This window comes from Haloarcula rara (assembly GCF_029338235.1).
GTDB classification, from domain to species: domain Archaea; phylum Halobacteriota; class Halobacteria; order Halobacteriales; family Haloarculaceae; genus Haloarcula; species Haloarcula rara.
Genome location: NZ_CP119785.1, coordinates 1118981 through 1131701 on the forward strand (window position 1 = coordinate 1118981; position 12721 = coordinate 1131701).

Genomic DNA, 12721 nt, shown 5'->3' on the forward strand with positions numbered 1-12721 from the left:
TAGGGATATGAGCCTCGACAACGTCTTCGGGCAGGTCCCCGACCCCAGTGCCTACTCCTTTCCCGACTACGCACTGCCCCAGGGCGAGCCCGTCCGCCCGGTCGCCGTGACCGCGGCCGAACTCGACTCGCTGCTGGACCTCTACGAGCGGTTCGCCGCCGTCGACCCGACGGGTATCGACTCGAACCCGTTCCTGCGGGCCACCAGTGAGTTTCTCGAGCAGACGGTCGGGACGACCCTCGAACGGCCCGACGAGCGGCTCCACGACGACATCGCGACCATGCTCTCGGAGTTCGCCGAGGACCTCGGCAGTGAGCGGCTGGGCGTCGTCGACGTGACGCCGGCCCACTTCCGCACACTGTATTTCTTCCTGACGAGCTGCAAGGCCTACCACGTGGCGCCACACATCCAGTTCTCGCCCGACGAGGGCGCCGTCGAGACGCTCTATACGGTGTTCCAGCGCGTCGTCGACCAGGATGTGTACAGGCGGAGCAGGTAGCTAGCATTCGATGCCGTGTAATTCGACCTTTTTACCCATACAGACTTGACAGGGACCAAATTTAAGTATTGCAGTATCTAAGTATATATGTGAGATGACGACACGACTGACTGTGGACTTCGAGGACGACGTATACAAAGAATTCTCAAAACAGTGCATCGATGCCGAGAGAACCAAGTCTGATGTAGTGCGTGAACTCGTTAAAGACTGGCTCAACGAATCCGAAGAATGACAGACAAACGGGATCTCGTCAAAACCCTGGATTTCCAACTTGACGTCCAGAGTGACAACGAGAGCCTACTGTACGACGCCACGTTGGAAGCCCGGTCGGTGTACAACGAATCCATCCGACTCGCCAAGCAAGGAGTGGATTGGGACGTTATTCCCGACCGCGTGGCCGACGACGCCAATCTCGTGAAGAACACGACACAGCGCGTCGTTGCGAAGGCACTCGGCGCGGTGGAGAACTACTACGAGTACGACGACTTCGGCCAGCCGAGCCACACCAAGGACGGCGCGTATCCGCTCCGTGCGAACTACGAGGAGGGGTACAACCTATCGCTCACCGACGACGGCGACGTGGCGTTCCGCATCAGCGCGAAACCGTATAGGCACGTCAAAGGTGTCCTCGAAGGAAGTGACGCTCACCTCGACGTTCTCCGGACCGCGCTGACGAGTGACGAGTGGAAGATTGGGACGGCAGAAGCCCTGTTCCACGACAACAACGCAGAGTTACACGTCACCGTCACCAACACCGAGCGGGTCGTTCGAGGCAAGGAGAACTCACGGACGGTCATCGGCGTCGACGTGAACGAGGACAACGTGGCTCTCACCGCACTTTCCGAGGATGGCGTCGAGAACTCGTTGGTCATCGACTTCCCCGAAATCAAGTTCGAGCGTCACCGCTACTTCACGATACGGAAGCGCGTGCAGAACGCGGGGAAAGACAGTATTCACGACACGCTTGAAGCGCGTGAGGAACGGTTCGTCCGTGACCGACTACATAAAGTATCCCGTCATATCGTAGAGTGGAGCCACCAGTTCGAGAAGCCGTGTATTGTCTTTGAAGACCTCAAAGAGATGCGCGACAGTATCAACTATGGCGCCCGGATGAACCGTCGCTTGCATCACCTTCCCTTCCGTGCCCTCCAATTCTATACATCGTATAAAGCATCGTTCGAGGGAATCCCGACTGGATGGATTAACCCTGAGTATACGAGTCAGCGGTGTCCGATGTGTGGGCATACGGAGCGAGCGAATCGAAACAAGAAGCGGTTCAAGTGCCGATCGTGTTCCCATCAAGACCACAGCGACCATAGTGCAAGCGTCAACATCGCCGTAAAAGGCATCGAGAAGCATCAGGATTGGAATGTGCCTGCTCTCAACAGCCTTCCCGTTGTTCGGAAGGTGCGACGGCAAGCATCGGGGGCCGTGGACGCCCCGGCCGTGACCCACTCGACCGCCCGAGGCTATCAAGCCGATGGTCAGGTGGGAGTGTCCGACTAAACCACGGGAAGCCTCAGAATCGTACGGAAATCTCCAATTTCCGTGCCACGAGATGCTCTGCGTCTCGAACCACCTGAATACGAGGCGGTTCACCTGAAACGGCCCCGGTCGGTCCTGGAGTAGCTACCGCGGGACCATCGGCGTCGAAGGGCGATAACCCATCGCGGGGCGCTGCCAGTCGGTCCCAGGCGGCCCGGGTGTAGGCGTCGCCGGCTCGCTCGTACTCGCGGTCGGCCAGTGTGCCGACGGCGACAGCCCGGTGGTCGCTGTCCATACCGGGTCCCAGGAGTGCAGCGACACAAGCGTTCCGTCCGACGTGTGAGTGTTCCCCACAACTGATACGGCGAGCGCCCCTAGCCCGCGTATGGACAGAAACGACGTCCGCCGCGCCTGGGACGACGTGGCCGAGACCTACGCGGCCCGCCGGGACCCCGACGGTTCTGACGCCGCCCTCATCGACGACCTGCTGGCGGAGCTGCCCCAGTCGCCCACCGTCCTGGACGTGGGCTGTGGCGACGGCGCCCGCACGCTGGCGAACCTCCCCGCTGGCGCGGTCGGGCTGGACTTCTCCCAGCGCGGGCTGGAACTGGCGGCCGACACCGTCCCCGACGCCCGGCTGGTCCAGGGCGATATGACCGCCCTCCCGGTGGCCGACGAGAGCGTCGACGGTATTACCGCCTACCACGCCGTGTTCCACGTCCCCCGGGAGCGCCATCCCGAGGTGTACCGGGAGTTCGCCCGCGTACTGGGCCCCGGCGGCGTCGTCCTCATGACCTTGCCAAGCGGCGACTTCGAGACCGTCCGCCGCGGGTGGATGGGCGGCTCGATGTTCTTCTCGGCGCCCGGGCGCCGGGCCACGCTCGAACAGCTAGAGGCCGCCGGCTTCGAGGATGTCTGGACCGCGACGGCCGACGACCCGCTTGGAAGTTCGACGGAGTTCGCGTTCGCCCGGCTCGGGTGACGCCCAAGCGCATATACAGTTAGGAAACCAACACTTCTGCATGACGCTCGAAGTGTCAGTCCCCGACCCGCCCACCCAGTCCGAGGGCGCACCCGGTACGGGGTACAACGACGTCGAACCACCCGAAACCGACGCCAGCGACGACTACCATCGGGACGATATCGAATCGGCGCTTTCCGCGGGCGCGTGGGTCGACGGGTTCGAGGCGTGGGCGGCCCAGACGGAACTCGAAGAGAGCGAGTTCCGGCTCCTCCAGCGCCACGGCCTCGTCGACGGCCTCGACTTCTTCTGGGACCCCGCCAGCGAGGCGGTCGAGTACCACGCTCCGACCCTGTCCGACGACGCCCGCGAGGCGCTACAGGAAAGCGAGCACGACCTCGTCGACGCAGAGCTGAAATCACTGGGCGAACACGTCTCGGAGACGCTGTCCGAGGCGTACCTCGTCCGGGAGGACGGGCGAGTGCGTTTCGTCGTCGAGGAGTAGCGAGACCTCGAGCAGACAACGTGGAGAGCGGACCGCACAGCCTCGCGACCGCCGGTCTGTCGTACTCGACGCCCACACCGTTCCCGACGGGGGACCCGGTGTGTGTCACGCCTCGTCCAGGTTGTCCTGCCACTGCTTTACTTTCGCCATCAGCTCGACGGGCGGCGTCTCGTTGACGTCGAGGTCGCTGAGTTCCTCGAGGACGTCCTCGGTCGACGGGTCGAGCTGGTCGGCGGCGCCGTCCGTCGCGACCTGGTCGGTCTCGTCGCCCCCGTCCGCGCTGGCGCCGCTGAACTGTCCCGACGAGAGGTCGAAGACGGCCTGTGTCGTCCCCTCGTCGCCGCTTTCGGCCCCCCGGACCTCGATGGCTTTGTCGTCGCGCAGTCGGTCCAGTACCTCCCGCGAGCGGTCGACGACCGGTTCGGGGACGCCGGCCAGGTCGGCGACGTGGACGCCGTAGGACCGGTTGGTCGGTCCCTCGCGGACAGTCCGCATGAAGGTGACGTCGCCGTCGCGCTCGTCGGCCGCGACGTGGACGTTCTGCACGTTCGGGAGCGACTCCCCGAGTGACGTCAGTTCGTGGTAATGTGTCGCAAAGAGGGTCTTGGCGTGTATCCGCGTCGAGATGTACTCGACGGCGGCCCACGCGATAGAGATGCCGTCGAACGTCGCGGTCCCGCGGCCGACCTCGTCCAAGATTATCAGTGAGTCCTCGGTCGCCGAGTGGAGGATGTTCGAGAGCTCCTGCATCTCGACCATGAACGTCGAGCGTCCCTGCGCGAGTTCGTCAAGCGCGCCCACGCGCGTGTAGATGCCGTCGACCAGTCCCACCGTCGCCGACCGGGCCGGGACGAAACTTCCCGTCTGGGCAAGCAGCGTGATGAGTGCGTTCTGGCGCATATAGGTCGATTTCCCGCTCATGTTGGGCCCGGTGACGACGAGGAAATCCCGCTCGTCGGGGCGCATTTCGAGGTCGTTGGGAACGAACTCGGTGGTCTGCTCGACGACGGGGTGGCGGCCGGCCTCGATGTCGAGGCGGCCGTCGTCGGTCAGCTCGGGCCGGGTCCAGTCGTTCTCGACGGCGTGGACCGCAAGCGAGGCCAGCGCGTCGACCTCCGCCAGCGCCCGGCCCACGTCCTGCAACAGCGCCGCGTGGGCGGCGACCCGCTCGCGCAGGCGCTCGAACAGGTCGTGCTCCATCTCGTGGCGTCGCTCCTCCAGTCGAAGCACGTCCCGCTCGCGCTCGTCGAGTTCGGGGATGGTGTAGCGTTTCGAGTTCTTGAGCGTCTTTATCTCCTCGTAGGCGTCGGGGGCCTGGTCGGTCTCGCTTTTCCCGACCTGGATGTAGTAGCCGTCGGTCTTGTTGCGGTCGACCGAGAGGTGGGTGATACCCGTCCGTTCTTTCTCCCGGTCGGGGAGGGTCTCCAGCCACTCCAGGGCCGCCTCGTGTTCCTCGATGAGGTCGTCGAGGTCGTCGTCGTACCCCCGGCTGAAGAGCCCGCCCTGGGTGACGGTGCCGGGCGGGTCGGGAACGAGAGCGGTGTCGAGTTCCGCGGCGAGGTCGGCCGCCCCCTCGCGGTCCACGGTCGCCAGCACGTCCGCGAGGGGCGAGTCGGCCAGCCGCTCGGTCTCGGCGACGGCGTCGGCGACCGCCGAGAGCAGGCCGAGCGTGTCCTCTATCGCACGCAGGTCCCGGGCGTCGGCGCTGCCGGAGGTCGCGCGGGCCGCGAGCCGTTCGAGGTCGTAACCGTCGGCGAGGGTCTCCCGAATCGCCTCGCGGGCCATCGCCTCGCGGGTCAGCGCCGCGACCGCGGACTGGCGCCGGACGAGTTCGCCCCGCTCGCGTCGGGGACGCTGGAGCCACCGTTTCAGCAGCCGGCCGCCCGCGGCGGTGACGGTGTGGTCGACGGTCGCAAAGAGCGACCCCGAACTGTCGCCCTGCATCGTCTCGGTGAGTTCGAGGTTGCGCTGGGTGGTCGCGTCGAGCGAGACGTGCTCGCGGGCGCCGTAGGCCTGCAGGCGGGTCACCGCCGCCAGCGTCCCGACGCCGGTCTCCTCGACGTACGAGAGGACCGCGCCGGCGGCCGCGATGGCCGCGTCGTCGTCGGCGATACCTACGCTCTCGAGGGTCTCGGCGCCGAACTGCTCGCGGACCCGGTGGCGGGCCCGTCCCGGCGCGAACGACTCCGTCGCGTGCAGCGACACGGCGGCCTCGGAGCGCTCGTCAAGCTGGGCGAGAAAGTCGTCGTCGTTTCTGAGCTCGGGGCCCGGCAGGACTTCGGCGGGCGAAAACGTGTACAGCTCGGTCAGCACCGCGCTCACGTCGGCGTCGTCCAGCTGGGTGACCTGAAACCGGCCCGTCGTCACGTCGGCCACCGCGAGGCCGTACGTCTCTCCATCTGCGCCCCGTCCCCCGTCGTGGCGAACGACGGCGGCGAGATGCTGGGCGCTGGCGTCGCCGGTCGCCAGATGCGTTCCCGGGGTGACCACGCGGGTTATCTCGCGGGCGTGACCGTCGGCCGTCTCGTGCTGGTCGGCGACGGCGACCCGATAGCCCCGTTCGACCAGCGCGGAGACGTAGGGGGTCAGGTCGTCCACGGGGACGCCGGCCATCGGATACTTCGAGCCGTGGGAGGACTTCTGGCTCACCTTCAGGTCCAGCTCGTCGGCCACCAGCTCGGCGTCGTCGGCGAAGAACTCGTAGAAGTCACCGCACTGCATCGCGAGAATGTCGGCGTCGGTCTCCTCCTTGAGCGCGAGGAACTCCCCGACGATACCCGTCGCCTCTGTCATACTCACCCGTGTGGTCGTCCCCGGCGTAAGGATTGCGGGTGGCGACTGGACGAGCGGTATCGAAGTCAGACGGTGTGGCCGGTCCGACCCGGGCTATCCGACTGCGTACACTGACAGCTGGCACATAGCACTACATAGCGGTATAGAGACGCAAGCACACCGAAAACACCATTTGCGCGGTCGTGGAAGGTCGACCAGAGACGCCAATGACAGACTCCTTCCGCGTCGCATTCGTCTGCGTACAAAATGCAGGCCGCTCCCAGATGTCCACCGCGTTCGCCGAGCAGGAGGTCACAGAGCGAGCCCTCGGCGACCACGTCGAGGTCGTCACCGGTGGCACGGACCCCGCCGACCACGTCCACGAGGAAGTCGTCGAGATTATGCGGGAACTCGACGTCGACCTCTCGGAGCGTACCCCGCGGGCGGTCTCGACCGAGGAGCTCGAAGCCTGCGACCTCGTGGTCACGATGGGCTGTTCGACGCTCGAGTTAGACGCCGACGTCGAGGTCCGGGACTGGGCGCTTTCGGACCCGGACGGGCAGGATCTCGATGCGGTTCGCGAGATTCGCGACGACATCCGCGAGCGCGTCGCCGCCGTCTTCGACGACATCGAACGGCGACTGGAGACCGCGTAGGCAACCAGATATATGACGCCCGACCCGTAAGCGGTTCCTAATGCGAAGCGCGGACCGCAGGTGGGTCGCCGTGGGACTCACCGTTCTTCTCGTCGTGTCGATGGGAGGCACCGCCGTCGCGAGCGGCCCGGTAACGGACACATCGCGGTCGACCGACGCGTCCGGGCCGGCCGTCGAGTCGGCCGGGTCGTCGACGAACGCCTCGCTTTCGGCCGCCGACGGGACAGCGAGCGACGACGCCATCGTTCGGACGAGCCGATACGCGCTGACGCCCGAGGAGCCGGGGTCGGTGCGGGTAACGCTTACCTACGAGCTCCCCGACGATGTGCGCTCGCTGGAGACGCGACTCGTCGACGACGGGAGCGTCACCAGCACGGACGGATTCGACCGGGTCAACTCGACGCGCTACGAGTGGGACGAGTCGACGGAGCGAGCCAGCATCACGCTCACGTACAAGCCAAACGAGACGACCAGCAAGACCGGGCCCGAGGCGGCCGACGGCCGGTACGTCTTCGCTGATGCCGGCGAGTGGGCGCTGATACGGCAGTTCCGAGCGAGCAGCAGATACAGTTACACCGGGTCCCAGCCGGGGTTCGAACGCCGGTCGGAGACCGATGGGCCGGGGGCAGTCGGTGACCGCATCGTCTTCCTCGGGGAGGTCTCGACCGCCGAGCGGACCCAGAACGGCCAGACGTTCCGACTTGTAGTCCCCGAGGCGGCGGACCTGGACGAATCCCCCGAGGCCATCCTGGACTCGCTGACCAACGCGTCACAGTCCCTGCGAATCGGTGACCGCGACGAGACGGTCACCGGGTTCGCGGCGCCGACCGACCGACTGGAGTGGGGGGTTCGGGGACTGGCCACCGGCGAGTCGGAGTTCTGGGTGCGGGACTTCGAGCGGCTGGACGAACCGGCCAACGTCTGGCTCCACGAGTACGTCCACTCGCGCCAGTCCTTCCGGACCACGGCCGAGACGCGCTGGCTCACCGAGGCGACAGCCCAGTACTACGCCGCCGCGCTGACACTCGAACAGGAGCGCATCGACTTCGAGCAGTTCCGCCGGGAACTCGCCCGGGGCGAGCGCTCGACGTACGACGACGTCGTGCTGTCGTCACCGTCGACGTGGACGGCCAACGCCAACTACATCAAGGGAGCGCTTGGTGCCGGACGGCTCGACCTGACGCTCCGGGAACAGACGAACCAGTCTGCGACGCTCCAGCGGGTGATACGCCAGATGAACGCCAGAGACGGGCCCGTGACACAGTCCGACTTTCTCGGCATCGTCGAGGAGACGGGCGGCGCCGACTCGCGGGCGATAGCCACGGGGATAACCGAGACCAGCGACCCCCTCTCGATGTGGGACCAGCGGACGCACACGGAGCTGTTCGGGGTGGTCCCGGCCCGGATTAGCTACGCGCTCCCGGCGGACGCCGACGGCTACCGGGCCAGCGGCCCCTACCGGAACGACACAGTGTCGGCGACGCCAGTGCGGCTGGCGACCGGGGAGACGCTGACGGTCGACGCCGTCGTCAGCAACAACGGCGGCGAGGTGGGACCCTACAACGCCACGCTGACTGTCGACGGGCGCGTCGTCTCGTCGGCCGCGGGCGAACTGTCCCCCGAAAGCGAGCGGACAGTCCGGCTGAGCCACACCTTCGAGCGGGCCGGGGAGTACACCGTCGGCGTGGGCGAGGAGACGGTGACGGTCGTCGTCGAGGAGCCCGCCGAGCCGACCGTCAGCGCGGTCAGCGTGGACCGCGAGCAGTTCCAGGTGGGCCAGCGTGCGACCGTCACGGCGACGGTGGGCAACGACGCGGCGGTCCCGGCAAATGGCACCGTCGCGTTCACCCGTGACGACGAGTCGGTGACACAGCGGGCGGTGACGCTGGCCCCGGGCAACACGACCGAGCTGTCGGCCAGCGTCGAGTTGCCGACGGCCGGGACGGTGCGGCTCGGTGCGGGGGCCGCCGACCCGGTCGCGGTGACCGTCGTCGAACCGACCGCGACCGACAGTCCGGCGACGAGCGACGGCAGCGGGCCGGGCTTTACCGCCGGCCTGGCCGTGGTCGCGGCCCTGCTGGCGCTGCTGGCGCGTCGGCGATAAAAACGGGGTGGCCGTCCTCGTCACCGTGCGAGACGGCCGTTGATTATTCGGTCGATGATGCGCTCGGGGGCGGGCGCGCGCTCGCGCTCGTCGTCCTCGGGAAAGTCGTGGTGTGACACGCGTGGTGACCTCCGGCCGCATTAGCGGGTGGTCACTGAAAAACTGTCGGTGACCATTAACTTCGAGGGCGTATCGTCGGGACTCGGTTCGGAGCGGCGGAGAACTAGGCGCTTGTCCGCTCGGAAGCGGGGCCTACTTCGACGGCGTAGTCCGACTGGAGCCACGCCTCGGGGTTGTCCGTGTCGTAGACGACAACGTCGCCGTCGCCGGTCGTGAAAGCGCCGTACCGCTCGTCTGCTTGCTGCGTATTACTGGGGGCCGATGCCATTGTGCAGGTGATGGTTGGGCAGTTCTACCGTATAAGCCTTTCCCAGGTGTCGTATGAAGTATTATTAGCATACTAGGATGGTACGCACATTGCCGGTTTCTCACCGGAAGTATTCGTTTCGGCGACGGGTACGTACGGCTTTACGACGACGATGGCGGAGTCGGCACTGCTTTGGGGCCGCCCGCCGACCGCCCGGCTATGCAACGGACGGAGTCACCGGTAACGCCGCCGGTCGTGCTCACCATCGCGGGGAGCGACTCGGGGGGCGGGGCCGGCATCCAGGCCGACCTGAAGACCATCGAGGCCGGCGGGGCCTTCGGTACCAGCGCTATCACGAGCGTCACGGCACAGAACACGACCGGCGTGCAGGGGAGCCACCTCCTGCCGACCGACGACATCGCGGCCCAGATACGGGCCGTCCGCGAGGACTTCGACGTCGCGGCGGTCAAGACCGGGATGCTCGCCACCAGCGAGGTCATCGAGCTCGTCGCCGAGCGCGCAGCCGACCTCCCGAACCTGGTCGTCGACCCGGTGATGGTGGCGACGTCGGGCGACCGCCTGCTGGCCGCCGAGGCCGAGGACGCCTACGAGGCCCTCATCGCCGAGGCGGCAGCGGTCACGCCCAACGCCGACGAGGCCGAAGTGCTGACGGGCCGGGCCATCGACGGCCCCGAGGACGCGGCCGCGGCGGGGCGGGACCTCGTGGCGATGGGCGCCGACGCCGCCCTGGTCAAGGGCGGGCACGTCGCCGGCGACGACATCGCGGACGTGCTGGTGACCGCCGACGCCGTGCGGACCTATCGCCACGACCGGGTCGACACCGACGCGACCCACGGCTCGGGCTGTACGCTCTCGGCGGCCATCGCGACCCGGCTGGCCCGCGGCGACGACCTGAACGATGCGGTCGCGAGCGGCATCGGCCTCCTCGCGCGCGCCGTCCGCTACAACCTCGACGTCGGCGAGGGGCCGGGTTCGGTCCAGCACACGGTCGAACTGCGCGACAGGGCCGCCCGCGAAGAGACGAGCGAGGCCGTCGAGAGCGTCGCCGCGGCGCTGACCGAGCTCAAGCTCGCCCCACTGGTCCCCGAGCCGGGGATGGCCGTCGCGGGCGCGACCCCCACGCGGAGCGTCCCGACGAGGTCGCCGCGGTCGACGGGCGCATCACACAGACGATGGCCGGGCCGCGGCCGAACCACGGCGTCCGCTTCGGCGCGGAGCCGGAACTGGCCCGAAGTCTGCTGGCGGTGCGGGAAGGGGACCCCTCGCGTCGGTTCGCGGTCACCTGCCGGCTGTCCGACGACGTCCGGACCGCACTGGACGCCCTCGAGGGCCCGGTCGCGTCGGTGGCCGACGGTGAGCGCGAGGCGGAGGCCACGCCCGAAGCGCTGGTCGAGCAGGCGCTCGACGGGCGCGACGACGTCCCGGTCGCCGTCGTCGACCCCGGCGCGGTCGGCGTGGCGGGGCAAGTAGTGGTGCTTGCCGACGGCGCCGCCACGGTCGTCGAGCGGGTCGAGACGGTGCTGAACGCAGTCCAGCAGCTCTAGGCCCGGTGGTCACTAGGTGGAGATAGCAGCGTCGGAGACTCACTCGAACGGAAAAAAGCGCGACCGAGTCGCGCGCTACAGCCCCGAGCTGAGCCGGACCTCGTCGTCTGTCACGTGTTCGACCTGGTCCTCGTTGAGCGCGTAGTGTTCCTCGTCAGCGTCTGTCCAGCCCAGCGACGACATCACTTTGTCCGTGATGCCGGGGTCCGGGTCGACGTAGGCCTGCCCCCCGCGGAAATCCGAGATGACCCCGATTTCGTCGCCATCAGCGTTAACTACGTTTTTCCCCTCGTCTTTCTCCGTGAGTTGGGTGTTTGCCATTGCACCCGACGGTTCGCCCGACAGCGAATTTGTTATAGCTGTCCAATCGGGGGACAGGAAGGCTTACCGAGGGGATGCCTGTCAGCCCGCAGCTATCTCAATCGCTTCGGTACTCGGTGCGAAAGCCCCGGAACTCCGTTCGGTGGGCCTCCTCGTCGCCGAGGATTGTCACTGCCAGGTCTTCGGTGACCGGGTCGTCGGCGTCCTCGGCGGCATGGACGAGGTCACGATACGTCTCGATAGCGTCGTTTTCGGCGTCAAGGACGCCTTCGATGACGGAGATGACGTCAGTCGAGTCCTCGGGGGGCTGGAGCGTCTCCTGCCGGGCGACGAACTCGGCCGACCCGGGCGGCTGGGCCTCCAGCTGTTTCAGGCGCTGGCCGAGCATCTCGGCGTGGCCCAGCTCCTCTTGGATGTCCGTCTGGAGACTCTCCTTTATTTCCTCGGCGCGGACGCCGTCGAGGACGATCGCGTTCGTCTGGTAGTTCATGACGGTCTCAATCTCGTCGCTGTACGCCTTGCGAAGCAGTCCGATGACCTGGTCACTCGCCATACACCTGTTTGTTTCCTCACACGTAAACATACACGGGAACTGAGAGGATAGTAGGGCAGTCGTACGCCGTCCCGATGTCAGGCGCCAGGACCGTAATATCAGGTAAGCATCACTATCCGAAAAAGTAATACTCGCCATCCACCGTGTGTCGGGTATCACACCCGACCCGTGGCCCGAACAGGCGGCGGCCGACCCCCGGCTCGACGAGGCGACTGTCGCGCGCGTGGGCGGCGTCGTCCTCGTCGGCGTCCTCCACGACCATCCCGCGAGTATCTATCGGACCCGGACGGTGGTCGAGGCGGTCGCCCCCGACGTGCTCGCGCTCGAACTGCCGCCGCTCGCGGTCCCACTGGCGACCCACCACGCCGACGACGAGCAGACGCCACCGGCGCTGGGCGGGGAGATGAGCGCCGCAGTCCAGGCGGCCGACACCGACCGCATCGTCGGTATCGACGGGCCCTCGCTTGATTTTCTGGGCTATCTCGCCGCCGAGCTGTACGCCGAGCGGGCCGCCCCGGCCACCTTTTGCCGGACAGCGGCGGCGCTCCGGTCGGTCACCTCGCGGGCCGTCAGGCGACGGGTCACGGCCGCCATCGCGACACTGACCGCGGTGCAGGTCACTGTCGACCCGCCCACGACGTACGACACCGGCCATAGGGACGACCCGGACGCGCAGGCCGACGAGGAGCGGCGCCGTATCGACACCGCCCAGGCGATGTTGCGGGCCTTCAGCTCGCCGCCGGCGGCCGCGATTCGCCGGGCGGCCCGCGAGCGGTACATGGCCGACCAGCTGGGGGCGCTCGCCGGCGCCGGGGACGTCGTCGCCGTCGTCGGGCAGGCCCACCTCGACGCCGTCGCCGATCACCTGCGCGATGCCGCGTGACCGGCGCCGGTCGGCTGTGTGTGGGGCGCACACGACCGACGCCCGTTCTT

Annotated in this window: 13 protein-coding genes and 1 pseudogene; 9 read left to right on the plus strand and 5 right to left on the minus strand. The window is 67.2% G+C overall.

Annotation, left to right across the window (positions count from 1 at the left end; genetic code table 11):
• The first annotated feature begins 7 nt into the window (after positions 1–7).
• From P1K32_RS05865 to P1K32_RS05875, 3 genes are all read left to right on the plus strand, one after another.
• Positions 8–499: a hypothetical protein gene (locus P1K32_RS05865; RefSeq protein WP_276251760.1), complete on the plus strand. Its 492-nt coding sequence runs from the start codon at positions 8–10 to the stop codon at positions 497–499.
• A gap of 94 nt (positions 500–593) precedes the next feature.
• Positions 594–731, plus strand: a complete 138-nt coding sequence (locus tag P1K32_RS05870; protein WP_379690901.1) for a plasmid partition protein ParG — start codon at positions 594–596, stop codon at positions 729–731.
• Positions 728–2005: an RNA-guided endonuclease InsQ/TnpB family protein gene (locus P1K32_RS05875; RefSeq protein WP_276251762.1), complete on the plus strand. Its 1278-nt coding sequence runs from the start codon at positions 728–730 to the stop codon at positions 2003–2005. Before P1K32_RS05870 ends, P1K32_RS05875 begins: the two co-directional genes overlap by 4 nt.
• 13 nt (positions 2006–2018) lie before the next feature.
• Here the strand turns inward: P1K32_RS05875 and P1K32_RS05880 are convergent, their stop codons facing one another.
• On the minus strand, positions 2019–2279 hold the full coding sequence (locus P1K32_RS05880) for a hypothetical protein (protein WP_276251763.1): 261 nt from the start codon (positions 2277–2279) through the stop codon (positions 2019–2021).
• A 90-nt stretch (positions 2280–2369) separates the two neighbouring features.
• On the opposite strand from P1K32_RS05880, the gene P1K32_RS05885 reads away from it, so the two are divergent.
• Positions 2370–2966, plus strand: coding sequence for a class I SAM-dependent methyltransferase (locus P1K32_RS05885; protein WP_276251764.1), 597 nt, complete (start codon positions 2370–2372; stop codon positions 2964–2966).
• Positions 2967–3006: 40 nt separating this feature from the next.
• A complete protein-coding gene (locus P1K32_RS05890; protein ID WP_276251765.1) occupies positions 3007–3450 on the plus strand; it encodes a DUF7992 family protein in 444 nt (147 codons plus the stop codon).
• Between the two features lie 105 nt (positions 3451–3555).
• Here the strand turns inward: P1K32_RS05890 and mutS are convergent, their stop codons facing one another.
• Positions 3556–6243 (minus strand): DNA mismatch repair protein MutS, encoded by a 2688-nt coding sequence (gene mutS / locus P1K32_RS05895; protein ID WP_276251766.1) that lies wholly within the window; start codon positions 6241–6243, stop codon positions 3556–3558.
• A gap of 206 nt (positions 6244–6449) precedes the next feature.
• Between mutS and P1K32_RS05900 the strand changes: the two genes are divergently transcribed.
• Positions 6450–6878: an arsenate-mycothiol transferase ArsC gene (locus P1K32_RS05900; RefSeq protein ID WP_276251767.1), complete on the plus strand. Its 429-nt coding sequence runs from the start codon at positions 6450–6452 to the stop codon at positions 6876–6878.
• Positions 6879–6918: 40 nt separating this feature from the next.
• Positions 6919–8982, plus strand: a complete 2064-nt coding sequence (locus P1K32_RS05905) for a CARDB domain-containing protein (RefSeq protein WP_276251768.1) — start codon at positions 6919–6921, stop codon at positions 8980–8982.
• 223 nt (positions 8983–9205) lie between these two features.
• On the opposite strand, the gene P1K32_RS05910 is transcribed toward P1K32_RS05905, so the two are convergent.
• The gene (locus P1K32_RS05910; RefSeq protein ID WP_276251769.1) at positions 9206–9370 is read right to left on the minus strand and encodes a DUF7331 family protein; all 165 of its coding nucleotides are present in this window, start codon (positions 9368–9370) and stop codon (positions 9206–9208) included.
• Positions 9371–9568: 198 nt separating this feature from the next.
• On the opposite strand from P1K32_RS05910, the pseudogene thiD reads away from it, so the two are divergent.
• A pseudogene (thiD, locus tag P1K32_RS05915) lies at positions 9569–10914 on the plus strand (bifunctional hydroxymethylpyrimidine kinase/phosphomethylpyrimidine kinase).
• Between the two features lie 75 nt (positions 10915–10989).
• Here the strand turns inward: thiD and P1K32_RS05920 are convergent.
• Both P1K32_RS05920 and P1K32_RS05925 read right to left on the minus strand, forming a co-directional pair.
• A complete protein-coding gene (locus P1K32_RS05920; RefSeq protein ID WP_276251770.1) occupies positions 10990–11235 on the minus strand; it encodes a PRC-barrel domain containing protein in 246 nt (81 codons plus the stop codon).
• 97 nt (positions 11236–11332) lie between these two features.
• Entirely contained in the window at positions 11333–11788 is a 456-nt protein-coding gene (locus P1K32_RS05925; protein ID WP_276251771.1) for a ferritin-like domain-containing protein, read from the minus strand.
• A gap of 145 nt (positions 11789–11933) precedes the next feature.
• Between P1K32_RS05925 and P1K32_RS05930 the strand changes: the two genes are divergently transcribed.
• The gene (locus P1K32_RS05930) at positions 11934–12671 is read left to right on the plus strand and encodes a hypothetical protein (protein ID WP_276251772.1); all 738 of its coding nucleotides are present in this window, start codon (positions 11934–11936) and stop codon (positions 12669–12671) included.
• The last annotated feature ends 50 nt before the right edge of the window (positions 12672–12721 follow it).